The organism is Paraburkholderia rhynchosiae (assembly GCF_002879865.1).
Lineage (GTDB): Bacteria > Pseudomonadota > Gammaproteobacteria > Burkholderiales > Burkholderiaceae > Paraburkholderia > Paraburkholderia rhynchosiae.
Map to the genome: position 1 here is coordinate 1 of NZ_PNXY01000051.1, position 14,610 is coordinate 14,610.

Consider the following 14,610-nt stretch of genomic DNA (forward strand, 5'->3'; position numbering starts at 1 on the left):
AACAGGACCGTGAAACGACTCTACGCCGATGATAGTGCGGATTACCCGTGTGAAAGTAGGTCATCGTCAGGCTCCCCTGCAGCACCAGAAACCCCACCCCGAAAAAGGTGGGGTTTCTGCGTTTACGGCGCGATAACACGCCACACACCGCGGCAGGAACATATCCCATCGCCCGTCAGTCCTTGCCGGTCCGCAGCGCATTCGCGTAACCCGTCAACTCCAGATAGGCTCGCCCAACATCAGCGCCATCACGGCTTACTCGCACCGCGCCTTCCCAATACACCGCGCCAGTGGATTGCCGCGAATCGAGTTCCTGATCGTCCATCAGCGGATCGAGTTGCCATGTCAGCGAACCGGTTTTAACCGTCATCGCGACAGGGTACGACGTGTTGGTGCGCGGGGAGCGCCACGTGCGGCGCGGCGTAAAGTCGACCTCATTCGGAGCGAATGTCGTGACTCGCCCGCCGCGATCGCGCAATGCCGCATGTGCCCAGATAGCATGTCCGTCGCGGCTGCGCACCTTGAAGGCCATCAACGCTGAACCATCGGAGAGGTTCGCACCCAGCCAGTCCCATCCCACCGCATTGGTGTCAAGCAAAGTACTCGACCACTCGTGATCGAGCCATGCAACGCCGTTCACGGCCGTATCGCCTTGCGATGAACCGCCTTTAACGACCGGTCTTATCACACTGCCCGACACACGCAATTGCGGCTCGCTGTAGTAGTAGCTCGCCTCTTCGGGGCGCGGACCTTTCCGAGAGTACCCGCGTTCGCCCTGGACCAAAGGCGCTTGGGTCGGCGTTAGCGTGAGATGCAACGCGAATCCCTCGGCGTCGACGTTGACGTCGTATTGGCCATCGGCGGCACGAACGATTTTCCAGGCATCGAGTTTGACGTCGGTGTTAGCGGGCTTCGCATAAACGAGTCCGAAACCCTGGCGGCCAATCCGCTGATCGTGCACGAGGTGGCCGAGCGAGGGATCGCTCAGCGCCGCATGCGCGATGATCAATTGGGACGGCGCAAAAGCACTTGGGTCGGCGGCGTCGTGGCCCGTTGCAGAGCGAAAGAACGTGATCTGAAAACCGAGCGGCCGATTGTCCGGCGTCGTTAGCCAGCCCGTTGCATACCACCACTCGGTGCGAAAATCGGCGTGCGCGCCGCTATCCATCGGCAGCACGATTGGATGATCTTTCGTGACCGCGGCAAATTCGGTCGGCGCCCCGAAGGCGGCCGAAACAGCGAGCATGCCGGTAATAAACAAGCTGATGACTCGCCGACGTGGTGCGTGTCTAAAACCCCCGGCAGCAAGAACAATGCGCACTCGAGCGTCGCCCTCAGGCTCGTCTGCCGATAGCCGCAACCGCAGCAAAGCTCGCATCACCAGTCCTCCTTGACCGCGCGCACCGCATCGACGGAAACCGCGCCGCGTCCCGCGATCACAGCCGTCGAACACGACGAAGCCAGCATCACCAATGCGACTGTGCCCAGCACCGTCCACGGAACATGCAGCGACATGCTCCAATGAAATGACTGCGGATTGACGACGAATACGAGAATCAGGCTGATCACAAAGCCGAGAACGAAGCCCATCGCGATGCCGCACGCCGTGAGCATGCCGCCTTCCAGTGCGAGGATCGCGAAGATCTGCGAGCGCGTCACACCCATGTGCCGCAGCATGCCGAACTCGCGAGCGCGCGCGAGCGTCTGCGCGGAAAACGTCGCGGCCACGCCGAACAATCCAATGACGATCGCAACCGCCTCAAGAAGATAGGTGACCGCGAAGCTTCGGTCGAAGATCACGAGCGTGCGTGCACGAATCTCGCCCGGTTGCGAGACGTCCAACGTCGCGCCGAAGGGCAGTGCACGCAACCCCGCGACAACGCGCTCGACGCTCGTGCTTCGTTGAATGGTAACGGCGACATCCGTAGCGCTCGTGTCCGCGGTGAGGCGCCGGTAATCGGCAAGCCGTATCTCGATCGCGCCGCTCTGCCGTACATAATCACGCCACACGCCGGCCACGACGAACACATGTCCGCGCTCGCCAAGCGGCAGGCGAACACGCTGTCCGAGCTTATAGCCATACAGATCCACCATTGCTTCGGACACCCAAACAGGTGTTTCATCATCTCGTAGTGCTTGAGGAGAGAGTACAGGTCCCGTCATTTGCAGATTTGCACCAGGATCGTCTGCGTCGATTTCGCGTGCGAGTACCGCGATGTCCGGTCGCGCTGGGTCGAGCGTGATATGCGAGGTGCGCCCAAACGCCGCCCTTGCAATGCCCGGTACGGCCGCGAGCCGCATCTGTTCGCCGGGGCTCAAGCCGCCCGTGTCGCCGTTTTGCGAGACACGTACATAGAGATCGGCGGATAGAAGATGAACCAGCCAGTCTTCGACGGACACGCGGAAACTGGCCACCATGATCGCCATCGCCACGATCAGCGCAAAGCTCGACAACACGCCGCCCATTGCAATTGACGCATGACCCGGCGCATTCGCGAGACGTGCGAGCGCAAGCGTGCTGGCGGCGCCGCCACGCGGCCGTGCGGCAAAGGCCCGGCTTGTCGCGCCGAATGTGAAAGCGGTGACGCGCGGCATCAACGCAATTCCGCCGATAAGCAGCAGTGCGACGGCGATGTAACCGCCAATCGGCGCGTCGAACCATGGCGGCACCTGCGTCAGAAGCGCGCCGGCTAACAGGCAGAGCAGCGCGGGCCATGGCGTCGCGAGCCGGGCGAGTGCGCTTTCTTCGGCGCCGGCCTTCAGCGCCGCTGCGGGCCGCGCGCGCGCCGCTTCAAGTGCCGGCGCCAGACTCCCAAGGACCGACACGGCGATACCGAGCGTCAGAAACGTTGAGCTCGCCAGCGGTTCGAAGCCGACTTGCGGTTGCACGCCCGGAAAATAGCCGCCGCCGAGGTCGCTGCCGAAAAAATTCAACGCGCCCGCGGCGAGCACATAACCGAGTGCGAGGCCGCATACCGATCCGAGCAAGCCGAGCAGCGCGCCTTCCATCAAAATCTGACGCAACAGTTGGCCGCGCGTCAGCCCGAGTACGCGCAGCATCGCAAACTGCGCGCGACGACGCACCACGCTCAACGCCTGCGTCGAAAACACGAGGAATGCGCCGGTGAAGAGCGCGACTAGCGCCAGTACATTCATGTTGATCCGATACGCGCGTGAGAGCCGGTCGGTGCGGCTTTCAGTGTCGCGCGCTTCGGCAACGACCCATTGGCTGCCCAACTCTGTTTGCAGATCACGCCTGAAGCGTTCGCGGTCGACGCCGCGTTCAAGCCGCACGTCGACGCGCGACAGTTTGCCGACCCTGCCGAATTTCCACTGCGCGGCGGCAATATCCATGATCGCGAGCCGTTGACCGGGCCGTGTTCTCACGATGCCGCCCGCGACACGCAAATGCACGATCGACGTGCCGCTTTGCAACGCTACTTCATCGCCGGGTTTCACTTGCAGCCATTGCTGCGCAGCGGTGGAGAGAAAGATGGCGTCGGAGGCGAGCGTGTCGAACGGCCGCTCGGCCGACGGCACGCCGATCAGGTCCGGGGCAATGCGGCTCGCCTTGAACACGTCGATGCCGAGCACCGGCAAAGCGGCGTTTCGTTCGGGCACGGTGACGTCCAGCGTGAGCACGGGACTCGAGAGTGCTACGCCTTTGTGCGTCGCGAGACGCGGATACATCGACTCGTCGAATAGAGGTTGAGCGCCGCGCACCTGCAAATCCGCTTGACCGGAGAGGCTGCGCGCCGCGGCCGAGAACTCGTTGAAGGCCGCACTGTTGATCAGTTGCACGGCATAGCCGAGCGCCACGCCGAGCGCGATTGTTGCAACTGCAACCAGTGCGCGTCCGCGATGACTGCGCCATTCCGCGCCGAGCAGCCAGCGCGCCAGAATGCGATGCCCGCGCATGCGCGTGAGCCGATGCGGATTAGCGGGCGTCATCGGCTGAACGGCTTGCGGTTCGCGAGCCGTATTGCGTGCGCGATAACGCCGGCGCTCCCGACGCGGCATGCAAGCCGCCATCGCTCAGAATCATGATGCGGTCCGCAACCGCGGCCGCAGCTTGCGAGTGCGTCACCATCATCGTGGCCGCGCCGGTCGCCTTGCTTTGCCCGCGAAACAACGCGAGTACATCGTGCGCGGTATCGGGATCGAGGTTCCCGGTCGGTTCGTCGGCGAGAATCAAAGTAGGGCGATGCACGAGCGCTCGCGCGATTGCGACGCGTTGCAATTCGCCGCCGGAAAGTTGCCGTGGAAAATCGTCACCGCGTCCGGCGAGTCCGACTGCGGCGAGCATGTCGAGCGCGGCTGACGTCGGCAGTTCATTTAGCAACAGCGGTAACGCGACGTTCTGTGCAAGCGTCAAATGCGGCAGCACGTGAAAGGCCTGAAATACAAAGCCGAGTTTCTGTCGACGTAAGCGCGTCGCGGCATTGTCGTCGAGACTTGAAACGGCACTGCCGTCGATCATCACTTCGCCGCTGTCCGCTCGGTCGAGGCCGGCGATCAGATTGAGCAGTGTCGATTTGCCGACGCCGGAGTCGCCCATAATCGCGACGAACTCGCCCGGCGCGAGTGTGAAGTCGAGGCTCGCCAGCACGATGCGGCCGGCGCCATACTTCTTGTTCAGTCCGCGGCACTCGAGCGCGGGAACGACATCTTCGTCACGAAGCACCATGCGTTATCCGGAAAGTGTGGCCGAAGCGGCTACATCCTGGGAGGAAAGCACCCGCTTTGCCGTGCGCTTCGCTCGCTGATTCGCGCGGCTCCTGACCTGTTGACCGCCGAAGTATATTCGGCTTCTGTAAGGTGCGCCGAAGCTCGACTTCGCTGCGTAGAACCAACTTGGGAGCGACGGTTTTTTGACGCGAGACCTTCTTTCGTGACCTCAGTTGAATTAAAAATATTTCCATAGAATACGAGCCGCGATGCCCGTTCTCCCCCCAAGAACCGGTCGATAGGACGCACATCCGGGAGCATGCCACGTTCCTCGGAGTGACATTCCACCGGCGCGCTGAAACAACTTCGGCGAACCGGTCGATAAAAGGGGGCTTTTGCGGGCAAATTCTATGATGAGTGGATCTCTTTAGACCTCCTTGTGCGATTGCACATTCTTATGCCTTTCGCAAGGGCCGGCGTCGCAACAGTGCCTTGTCTAGGCCGTCAGCGCATTGTTGCGCTGCAAACTTATTCTTATCTTGGTAATCTCCCACCCTTGTCACTCGACTGCGGGTAAACGTGAGGTTGCACAGCGCCGCCTCCACGTCACTTCGCTAAATACAAACCTACATTTCCATTTCAATGTTTTCGCTCGCGAAAGCATTGACGCGGCGTTTTGTACTTAAAGTTTTCGACAGAGCACATGCCATTGCCTCTTCTTAGCCTTCTCATCTGGATCCCTATCGTCGCCGGCCTGGTAGTTCTGCGTGCCGGGTCTGACACGGCGCGCAGTCGAACGCGGTGGCTCGCGCTAATCGGCGCAGTTACGGGCTTCGTCCCGGTGATTCCGCTGGTGGCGAACTTCCGCAACGACGTGACGACGATGCAGTTCGTCGAGAACGTCAGGTGGTCGCCGACGTTCGATATCGCGTGGCATGTGGGCGTCGACGGGATCTCGCTGTGGCTCGTCGCCTTGACCGCGCTCACGACGATCATCATCGTGGTCGCGTCGTGGGAGTCGATCACCGAACGAACCGCGCAGTACTTCGGCGCATTTCTGATGTTGTCGGGTTTCATGCAGGGCGTCTTCACGTCGCTCGACGGCATGATGTTCTTCGTCGCATTCGAAGCAACGTTGATTCCGCTTTACCTGCTGATCGGCACGTGGGGACATTCGAACCGCTCGTATGCGGCGGTGAAGTTCTTCTTCGTGTCACTCCTTGGCTCGCTGATGATGCTGATGTCGATGCTGTATCTATACAGCCAGACGCACAGTTTCGATCTCGCACTGTGGCGCGAAACGCGCCTCGGCACGATGCCGCAAGTGCTGATCTTTCTCGGCTTCCTCGCAGCGTTTGGCGTGAAGGTGCCGATGTGGCCGCTGCACACCTGGTTGCCCGACGTTCACCTCGACGGGCCCACCGGTGCCGCTGTGATGATCGGCATGCTCAAACTCGGCGGCTATGGCCTGTTGCGTTTCGCGTTGCCGATCGCACCGCAGGCGAGCCACTTTTTCGCGCCAATGATGATCACACTCTCGCTCGTCGCGGTGATCTATGCGAGCCTCCTCGCGCTCGTGCAGACCGACATGCGCCGCTTACTCGCGTATTCGACCGTGGCCCACATGGGCCTTGTCACGCTCGGGCTCTTCGTGTTCAACCGCATCGGCCAGGCCGGCGCGATCGTGCAGATGCTGTCGTACGGCGTGGTGTCCGGCGCGATGCTGCTATGCACGGGCATGCTCTACGACCGAACGAAGACCGCTGCTATCGACGAGTACGGCGGCGTTGCGAACACCATGCCGCGCTTCGCCGCGTTCGTCATGTTGTTTTCGATGGCCAATATCGGTTTGCCGGGCACCTCGGGTTTTGTGGGTGAGTTCATGGTGCTGATGGGCGCGATCCGCTTCAACTTCTGGATCGGCGCGATGGCTGCATCCACGTTGATTCTGAGCGCGGCGTACACGTTGTGGATGTACAAGCGCGTGATTTTTGGCGCGATTGCCAATGCGCGCGTCGCAACGCTGAAAGATGTCGGCAAGCGCGAGTTCGCCTTGCTAGGCGCGATGGCGTTGCTGGTGCTCGCGATTGGGCTCGATCCGAAGCCTTTCACCGATGCGATAGATCCGTCGGTCGGCACGCTGCTGGCGCAATCGGAGCGCTCGACGCGTCGTGTGCAATCCGCGCCGGGCGATGGTGAGCATCTGCAAGCGGCGGTGCCTGCGCCGGTTGTCGCTGTAATGCGGACGCCGGGGTGATCGCGCAAATGCCGCTTCGATAGCGCGCCTTTTTGCCTCGGTATAGCTTCCCTTACTGCATTCGACTGAAAGCGCAATTCGCAATCCACGTTTGGCAAATGTGTGCACAATAGCCGCATAGGCCGATTACGCGCGAATCGCGCCTTCCGTTGAGTCATGCAAAGGAGAGCCCATGAGCCAGCATCAAGCCGTCGAGTATTCGGCAGCGTCGCCCGAAGTCAAAGCCGTGTACGACGATATCAAGGCGACGCGCCAGGTCGATGACGTCAACAACTTCTGGAAGTACATCGCGCAGCATCCGCCCACGCTCGCGCGCACGTGGGACAGCCTGAAAGAGGTGATGGCGCCCGGCGCGCTCGATCCACTGGTAAAGGAACTGCTCTACGTCGCCGTAAGTGTGACGAACAACTGCGGCTATTGCGTCGCGAGCCATACGGCCGCGGCACGCCGTGCGGGCATGACCGACGAAATGTTCGGCGAACTGCTCGCAGTAGTTGGCATGGCTAACGAAACGAACCGGCTCGCGGTTGGCTATCGTGTGCCTATCGACGCTGCGTTCGAGTAGTCGTTAACTGCCGACGCCGCGCTGCGCCATTCCGCAAGCAGCCCCGGCAATTCCGCCATGTCGCCAAACACCTGAACCACGCCCACCGCCTGCAAAGCAGGGGCGCTGCTGTGCCCGAGCTCATCGGGGCAATAGCCGAACACTGTCGCGCCCGCCGCCACGCCGGCAGTCGCGCCCGTCACCGTGTCTTCGACAATCGCGCAGCGTGCCGGGTCCACGCCGAGCGCGGCCGCCGCGGCGAAATACACATCGGGAAACGGTTTGCTCCGCGGCGTTTCGTGACCGCTGAAGATGCGTCCCTCGAAGCAATCGAGAATACCGGCCTTGGTCAATTGCAATTCGACCTTGATGCGGTCGGCGCCGGATGCGACGGCAATGCGTCCATTCAACGTTGCGTGAAGCGAGCGGACCGCTGTCGCCGCGCCGGGAATCGCCATCAGTTCTTGATCGAGCGCTGCGTTACGGCGCGCGCGGAATTGCATCAGCCAGTCGGTAGTAATCGCAACGCCGGTACGTGCTTCGATCAACGGCGCCTCGTCCTTCACAGCCTTGCCGACGAAAATACGCATCGTCTCTTTGACGCTTAATCGCCAGCCCAACTCGCCGAGCATCTCGGAGAGCACGCGGTTCGTAATGGGCTCTGAATCGACGAGCACGCCGTCGCAGTCGAAGAGTACGGCGTCGAAAGGGAAATCGGCCATTGGGCAGGTACGTTTGGAGGTCGCGGAACCGGCAAGGATACCGCAGTGGGGCGGTTGGCGCTGCGCGGGTTGCATGAACACGCGCAGCGCGAAGCCTCAGGATCCCTCGACCTTGTACCCATCACTCAGCGTCTTCATAAACGCAATAATGTCCTGAACATCCTGCTCAGTCATCGCCGGCTGCTCGCCAAGCTTCCGGTCGAAAGGCGCGTCGGCCACATCCACGTTCGCGTGATACCGCGGTGGCAGATCGTTGTACTTCTGCACCTTGCCCGACGCATCACGAGGATAGATTTTTTCAGGCGACGTATTGCGCAGATTGTAGAAATCCATCACCTGTTTCAGGTCGTGATAGACGCCGTTATGAAAGAACACCTTGCGGTTCGCGACATTGCGCAGCGTGGGCGTGAGGAACATCCCGCAGTACTGGGTCTGTTTCGCGAGATCTTCACGAAATGGCCCACATACCCCCATATCGAAGAACTCCGGGTTCTTGTTGGCCGGAATGGCCGGATTGCGCGGCACGCCTAGCGCTTCGTATTGCGCGTCGGTGAATACTGGCGGCAAGCCGTCCTTGCCCGGCTGACTCAAGTGGCAACCCGCGCAGTTGGCCTTGTCCTTGTCGTTGAACAATTGCAGCCCGTGCAGTTCCGCATGCGTGAGCCGCGCTTTGCCTTCGAGCCAGTAGTCGTACTTGCTCGTGAATGCATGGAACGATGAATCTTCAGTCTGATAGCGGCCGACTGCGAACATTGCCTCGGAGATTAGCAGGCTCGGATTAGCGACAATACCGGCGCCAAAAATCTGCTTGAACTGATCCAGGTACTTCGTTTGCAGCAGCTTGCGCGCGACGTCTTCCGGCGTCGCGTTGGCCATCTCGACGGGATTCGTCAGTGGGCCGATTGCCTGGTCCTGCAAAGTATCGGCGCGGCCGTCCCAGAAGAGCCCGCCTTGCGGCACCATCGCCGGCGCGGCAGGCGCGGCGAGGGCGGTCTTTTGCGCACGCTGCGCGCCGGTGGCCTGCGAAGCGAGTTGCGTGAGATCAACCGGCGCGTCGGTGTCTCCCTGATCGGGGCCGATGCTGAACGGCGCCTGACGATACAGATAGGTGAGCGAGGGCGGCGGACGATAGCCCGCGTCACTCATATGCGCGCCACCGAGTTGAACGGGAAACGCGTTATCCGGCCCATACGAATTCTTCGGCGAATGACACGACGCACAAGACTGCGTGCCGGAAGCCGACAGCGTCTGATCATAGAAAATCTCTTTGCCGAGCAACGCGACCGCGCTCAATGGCGCTTGCTGCGGACGCGACAGATGCACCGGTTGAGGATTCGCGCCGGTGATCGCTTCGACAAGTGCGCCGATGGCGACCGGCATGCGCTCCGGATAGACAAGCGCATACGCGCTGAAAATGACGGCCGTAAGCACGATGCCCGCCGCGCTCCATGCAGGCAGCGTGAGCCACGAGCGGCGCGTGAGAACGGGACCCGGTTCGCCGCCGGCGGGGAGACTCGGCGGTAGCACGGCGTCAGAAGGCTGGTTCATGGCAATGATGACAAATGGTTCTTCGGATGCAATAGAAGAGCGAATCGAGCCAGTACGTATGCGCTGGGTCGACGCCCGACTACAAGCCGCTGTGTGCCGCGCTTCTTTCACGCACGCGCGTTCGCCGCAATGCACGAGACCGGCTCGTGCATCGCGTGAATGCCGCTCATACGTGCCGCTTTGTAATGCAAAGCTTCGGCACGGCTCGTGGTCAGTTTGCCGGCGCCTCCGCGAGCTTCGTGCCGAGGTTCTGATCCAGATAGAGCGGCGGATTGTTGCCCGATCCCGAGAAGTCGAACATGTTCATGATGCTGCCCGCGGATGCATCGAACGAGCCGCCGCCGATGCGTTGACCACTAAGCCAGTTATCCTCGATGAACTTCACCACCGACGCCTGCGTGATCGGTGTGTCGTCGACGAAGTTCGCCTTCGCCCACGGCGACACCACGATAAACGGCGTACGGGTACCGGGGCCGCAACGGCCGTTCACCGCCCCGCCGTTCACGCCTTGCGGCTGTACCGCGCCGGTTGCCGTGCACTGGCCGGCCGCGCTCAGGTTGTCGCTGCCTGCCACCGTCTTGCCGCCCGCGGATTGCGCCGTGGTGGAGTCGAACGACGAGCTCGTCGGCGCCTTGTAGCGATGGTCGTACCAGCCGTCCGAATCGTCATAAGCAATGATCACGGCGGTGTTCTTCCAGTCAGGCTGCTGTTGCAGGAAGTTGATCACCTTCGTGACGAAAGCCTGTTCGTCGATCGGGTCCGAGTTGCCCGGATGGCCGTCCCCGACTGCCGGCGCCTTCAGGAAGTTTACCGACGGATAGTTGCCCGACTTCACCGCGGCAAAGAAGTCGTCAGTGTCGTACTGGTGATGAACCGGCGTTGCGGTGTTGTCGAGCGGATCGGTCGCGCCGATTACCGCCGTCGACGACGGCCGCGTATGCGCGAGGTTCGCCGTGCTCGCGTAGTACTGGAACCACGCGTGGTGCTGCACGTAATCGGTCTTCGTCGCATTGAGCACCTGCGAGAAGGTCGAGCGCGCGCAGCCGGTCGTGCCGTTCGCGTTGACCGTCTGCAGATTGAAGCCGCCCATGAAGCCGCCCCACGTGATGCTTTTCGCGTTCAGCAGATCGCCTATGTTCTTGTTGTTCGGCGACATCGCGCCCGTCACCTTGCTGCCCGCCGCGGTCGTGCAGACGTCGCCGGTCGGGTCGAGGTCGCCGACCATCGTAAAGCCGCCGGTCGAATCCGGAATCGCGTTGGCCGATGTGCCGCCCGTCACGACGACGCCGTTGTTCTGGCCGGAGACGACTTCGAGTGCGCCCGGCGTCGATGGACCGTATGTGTCGGTGTACGCATTCTGGTTCATCGCGAAGTGCTGCGCATAGTTCCAGAGTGCCGTGACCGTGTTGCCGTCGAAATAGCCGAGCACCTGGCCCTTCGTCGCGAATGCGCCGGTGCTGCCGGCAATCGTCGAACCCGCTGCGGTGAAGAGCGGGAACGAGTCCATCGCGCCGTTGTTATAGGCGAGCTGTTCGGCGGCGTACGCGTGGTTCTGGCTTGCGGTGTTCGCTTGCGAGCGGTCGAGGCGGAACGGCAGCAGATCCGCGGCAGGCAGACCGAGGCCCGCAATGGTCATGAGACCGACGGTACGCCCCGCGGTATTCGGCGACGCGGAAAGCGCATTAGGGTTCGTCGCGATCAGATTGCTGGCGCTCAGGTTGTTGACCGCGGGTGTGCCTGCGGCAGCCGTGAATTGCGGCTCGCCGACCGGATTCGACGCTTGCGGATAGGTCGCGAAGTAGTGATCGAAAGAAACGTTCTCGCCGAAGATCACAACGACGTGCTTGATCGGCGTGGCCGTCGTTACGGAGTCCTGTGCGGACACCGCAGCCGCCGGCTGCGAGGCGGTCGTGTTGACACTGTGGTTGTCGCAAGCAGCGAGCGTGAGCAGCGCGGCAAACGGAATGGGTAGTAGGGTTCTACGGAACATGTGACAGGCTCCAGATTCGACTTCGCCGTTCAGCGCTTCCATTGATGCACGTGTGGATTTCGCTGGGGATGTTTATTGGAAGTGATGCTGCGCTTACCGGCGCCGCGAGCAGCGGCCTCGACAAGCTGCGCGCATTGAAGCATTCGATGATTAAGATTTAAGGGCGTGCATATTACGGCGGCTCTCGATCGCCATTCATTTGCATAACGCTTACTGTCGTTGCACTGACAGCGGGCGCACCGGATGGGCCGCGCGGCGTTGCTCCGGAAGGCGACGCGGCACGCGGAATGCTTCCCCACAAAAGGGCAGTTGAAACGGCAGCAAGCACGCAGCAGACAGCAAGCATCAGGCCATGTCCGCTGCCGCCACCCCGTCATCTCTTTCGAGGATTCCGCATGACAGTGAAGCTCAAACCAATCGCTCAGCAGGCGATCGTCATTACGGGCGCGACGAGCGGCATTGGTCTTGCGACCGCGCGCCTCGCCGCCAGCAAGGGAGCGCGCCTGATGCTGATTGCGCGCGACGAGGAAGCACTGGCCGCGCTCGCGAGGCAACTCGGGGACCAAGGCGCGCTGGTCGACTATGCGGTTGCCGACGTGAGCAACGCCGCGCAGTTGCAGGCAGCCGCCGATAAGGCAATCGCGCGCTTCGGCGGTTTCGACACATGGGTGAACAACGCCGGCGGGTCGATCTATGGCCGCTGCACCGATGTGCCCATCGAGGAGCAGAAGGAACTGTTCGAGACCAACTTCTGGGGCGTCGTGCAGGGTTCAGTGATTGCACTCAAGCATCTGAAACTGCACGGCGGATCATTGATCAATCTGGGCAGCGAGGTATCCGACATCGCGTTGCCGCTGCAGGGCGCCTATGTCGCGTCGAAGCATGCAGTGAAGGGATATACCGACACATTGCGCATGGAACTGCTGGAAGAGCGTGCGCCGGTCTCGGTCACGCTGATCAAGCCGTCGGGCATCCATACGCAGTTCGTCGAGCATGCGCGCAATCATCTCGATGTGCAGCCGCAACTGCCACCGCCGGTCTATGCACCGGATATCGTCGCCAAAGCGATCTTGCATGCCGCTAGCACGCCGGTTCGCGATCTGTATGTCGGCGGCGCATCGGCGGCGATGGTCACGTTCGCGCGCCGCGCGCCGAATCTCTACGACCGCGTGATGAGCCGCTTCGGTGTTTCGTCGCAACGCACCCAGGAGCCGCCGCGCACGGCAGCCGGAAACCATGGCGCCGACGGTGCATTGCGTGAGCGTTCGGGACAGAAGCGCAGGGTACTCGAGTCGAGCCTGTACACGCAGGCGTCGATGCATCCGCGGCAGACCGCGTTGCTTGCAGCGGGCGCGGCGGCAGTGTGGATGATCGCGCGTTACGCGAGGTCGTCGCATTCGGGGCGCATATGAGGGAATGCGGCCCGCTGGATGCAGCAACCAGGACAAAGGGTGGCGCCACGTGCGCGAGTAAAACAACTTCGAGGCGCTACCCTTCGTGGTGCAAGATGATTCGGCAGAAGCGGGTTAAACGCGGATAACCTCCGCGCGATCTGTTTAACTTCCGCCGCCGTTCGGATTGCCTACCGTCAGCTTGTTCGAGACTGACGTGACGCCGGCCACGTTCTTCGCCACGTCTTCGGCTTGCGGAATTTGCGCGTTGTCCGGAACCGATCCGCTCAACGTCACAGCGCCGCCGCGCGCTCGAACATACACGTGGGACACATCGAAGCCCTGCGCTTTGGCCAGCGCCTTGCGCACATCGAGACCGAGTTTGCGGTCTGCTTTCTTGACGGTTTTCGTACGCGAAGTCGCCGTGTCCGTCGTTGCGGACGGCGCGGCGTCGCTCGATTGCGCATAGGCGCTCGATGCAGTCGCCAGACACAATGCAATACCGAGCGCCTTCAAAAGATTGACTGTTTTCACGTTTTCTCCATCCTCGAAAAGTTAATGTCGCTTCGTTGCATGCAAAAAACACGCGCCTGTGAGCGGTAATTCACTCACTGGGAGCATCCTGTCTTGTAGAAAAGCCATGCAGCGGCGCTCCCGGCGCGCTTAAACAATAGTTCAGCACGCGCGCTCATGCTGGAAAAAACTGGTCGTGGCGACGGCATCAGTACGCGACAAGCCGTTTGGCATTAAGCTCTGAACGGCGAGCCGTGTGTGACTTCGCGCGGTAGTCGCAGGTGAACGAAGAGTCGCAAACAACCTTGAATGTCATTGCCAACTTGAGAGGGAGTCAGCCATGAAACGCGTTGCCATTAGACACATCATGCTCGGCGTTGCGATCACCGCAATGGTGGCCGGCGGCATTCCACTCGCTGCTGCGCAAACTGCGAGCGATACTGGTGCACAGACCATGCAGCCCGATGCGACGGGCACGGCAAAGCCCACTAAAGCCGAGCGCAAAGCGGCACGCAAGCAGGCTCGCGCAAAGAAGAACGCCGAGTTGAAGAAACTCGAGGACGCGGGTTATCAGCCGTCCCGGAACGACCCGAACTATCCGGAGGATTTGCAGAAGGCGCAGAAGAAGGCCGGCGTCGGCACAGGTGCGAGCCAGTAAGCATTAACCCGTAGGCACTGCGTGGCCGGCGCACATCGACCCATGCTCGGCGGTTGCAATGCGATCGGGCGCATGCGCTAACGGCGAGTGTCGTCATATCGACGGCGCTCGCTTTTTCTTGCGCGCACTTCTGCGTTCCGGCCTGGAATCTGACCGATGGCGGCAACGGCAGATAATCAGTCCGCGTGCGACTGTCTTTTACCAGAGGAATGGGGGCGGCTGCAAAAGCCGCTCCAAAAATACGCCTGTTGCATCGCGGCACTGCCACGTTCCATACTTCGATAGCGTTTTTTTTGCTTCCAAGGCCTTCATTTGGCCT

Annotated in this window: 11 protein-coding genes; 4 read left to right on the plus strand and 7 right to left on the minus strand. The window is 61.5% G+C overall.

Annotated features, from left to right (window positions below):
• Positions 1-175: 175 nt before the first annotated feature.
• The 3 genes from C0Z16_RS34190 to C0Z16_RS34200 form a co-directional block, all read right to left on the minus strand.
• Entirely contained in the window at positions 176-1,246 is a 1,071-nt protein-coding gene (locus C0Z16_RS34190) for a lipocalin-like domain-containing protein (RefSeq protein WP_244201468.1), read from the minus strand.
• Between the two features lie 131 nt (positions 1,247-1,377).
• Positions 1,378-3,951: an FtsX-like permease family protein gene (locus tag C0Z16_RS34195; RefSeq protein WP_102636432.1), complete on the minus strand. Its 2,574-nt coding sequence runs from the start codon at positions 3,949-3,951 to the stop codon at positions 1,378-1,380.
• Positions 3,938-4,687, minus strand: coding sequence for an ABC transporter ATP-binding protein (locus tag C0Z16_RS34200; protein WP_102636411.1), 750 nt, complete (start codon positions 4,685-4,687; stop codon positions 3,938-3,940). The genes C0Z16_RS34195 and C0Z16_RS34200 overlap by 14 nt, the downstream gene beginning before the upstream one ends.
• A gap of 684 nt (positions 4,688-5,371) precedes the next feature.
• Here C0Z16_RS34200 and C0Z16_RS34205 point away from each other — a divergent pair.
• Together C0Z16_RS34205 and C0Z16_RS34210 are read left to right on the plus strand one after the other, a co-directional pair.
• Positions 5,372-6,925, plus strand: coding sequence for a complex I subunit 4 family protein (locus tag C0Z16_RS34205; protein WP_102636412.1), 1,554 nt, complete (start codon positions 5,372-5,374; stop codon positions 6,923-6,925).
• 172 nt (positions 6,926-7,097) lie between these two features.
• Positions 7,098-7,490 carry a carboxymuconolactone decarboxylase family protein gene (locus C0Z16_RS34210; RefSeq protein ID WP_102636413.1) on the plus strand — a complete coding sequence of 131 codons (393 nt, stop codon included), beginning with the start codon at positions 7,098-7,100 and terminating at the stop codon, positions 7,488-7,490.
• Here the strand turns inward: C0Z16_RS34210 and C0Z16_RS34215 are convergent.
• The 3 genes from C0Z16_RS34215 to C0Z16_RS34225 all read right to left on the minus strand — a co-directional run bounded on the left by C0Z16_RS34215 (position 7,457) and on the right by C0Z16_RS34225 (position 11,729).
• Positions 7,457-8,191, minus strand: coding sequence for an HAD family hydrolase (locus C0Z16_RS34215; RefSeq protein ID WP_102636414.1), 735 nt, complete (start codon positions 8,189-8,191; stop codon positions 7,457-7,459). The genes C0Z16_RS34210 and C0Z16_RS34215 overlap by 34 nt on opposite strands.
• Before the next feature lie 96 nt (positions 8,192-8,287).
• On the minus strand, positions 8,288-10,012 hold the full coding sequence (locus C0Z16_RS34220; protein WP_407070726.1) for a cytochrome-c peroxidase: 1,725 nt from the start codon (positions 10,010-10,012) through the stop codon (positions 8,288-8,290).
• On the minus strand, positions 9,951-11,729 hold the full coding sequence (locus C0Z16_RS34225) for a phospholipase C (protein ID WP_102636433.1): 1,779 nt from the start codon (positions 11,727-11,729) through the stop codon (positions 9,951-9,953). Before C0Z16_RS34225 ends, C0Z16_RS34220 begins: the two co-directional genes overlap by 62 nt.
• A 395-nt stretch (positions 11,730-12,124) precedes the next feature.
• Here C0Z16_RS34225 and C0Z16_RS34230 point away from each other — a divergent pair, with 395 nt between their 5' ends.
• Positions 12,125-13,141 carry an SDR family oxidoreductase gene (locus C0Z16_RS34230; protein ID WP_102636416.1) on the plus strand — a complete coding sequence of 339 codons (1,017 nt, stop codon included), beginning with the start codon at positions 12,125-12,127 and terminating at the stop codon, positions 13,139-13,141.
• A 144-nt stretch (positions 13,142-13,285) separates the two neighbouring features.
• Here the strand turns inward: C0Z16_RS34230 and C0Z16_RS34235 are convergent, their stop codons facing one another.
• A complete protein-coding gene (locus C0Z16_RS34235; protein WP_102636417.1) occupies positions 13,286-13,654 on the minus strand; it encodes a BON domain-containing protein in 369 nt (122 codons plus the stop codon).
• Positions 13,655-13,973: 319 nt separating this feature from the next.
• Here C0Z16_RS34235 and C0Z16_RS34240 point away from each other — a divergent pair, with 319 nt between their 5' ends.
• Positions 13,974-14,291, plus strand: a complete 318-nt coding sequence (locus C0Z16_RS34240) for a DUF4148 domain-containing protein (RefSeq protein ID WP_102636418.1) — start codon at positions 13,974-13,976, stop codon at positions 14,289-14,291.
• The last annotated feature ends 319 nt before the right edge of the window (positions 14,292-14,610 follow it).

Excerpts from the sequence above, each read along its gene's own strand:
- C0Z16_RS34200 (WP_102636411.1), bottom strand. The coding sequence starts at position 4,687 with ATGGTGCTTCGTGACGAAGATGTCGTTCCCGCGCTCGAGTGCCGCGGA.
- C0Z16_RS34225 (WP_102636433.1), bottom strand. The coding sequence starts at position 11,729 with ATGTTCCGTAGAACCCTACTACCCATTCCGTTTGCCGCGCTGCTCACG.
- C0Z16_RS34190 (WP_244201468.1), bottom strand. The coding sequence starts at position 1,246 with ATGCTCGCTGTTTCGGCCGCCTTCGGGGCGCCGACCGAATTTGCCGCG.
- C0Z16_RS34240 (WP_102636418.1), top strand. The coding sequence starts at position 13,974 with ATGAAACGCGTTGCCATTAGACACATCATGCTCGGCGTTGCGATCACC.
- C0Z16_RS34210 (WP_102636413.1), top strand. The coding sequence starts at position 7,098 with ATGAGCCAGCATCAAGCCGTCGAGTATTCGGCAGCGTCGCCCGAAGTC.
- C0Z16_RS34230 (WP_102636416.1), top strand. The coding sequence starts at position 12,125 with ATGACAGTGAAGCTCAAACCAATCGCTCAGCAGGCGATCGTCATTACG.
- C0Z16_RS34205 (WP_102636412.1), top strand. The coding sequence starts at position 5,372 with ATGCCATTGCCTCTTCTTAGCCTTCTCATCTGGATCCCTATCGTCGCC.
- C0Z16_RS34215 (WP_102636414.1), bottom strand. The coding sequence starts at position 8,191 with ATGGCCGATTTCCCTTTCGACGCCGTACTCTTCGACTGCGACGGCGTG.
- C0Z16_RS34195 (WP_102636432.1), bottom strand. The coding sequence starts at position 3,951 with ATGACGCCCGCTAATCCGCATCGGCTCACGCGCATGCGCGGGCATCGC.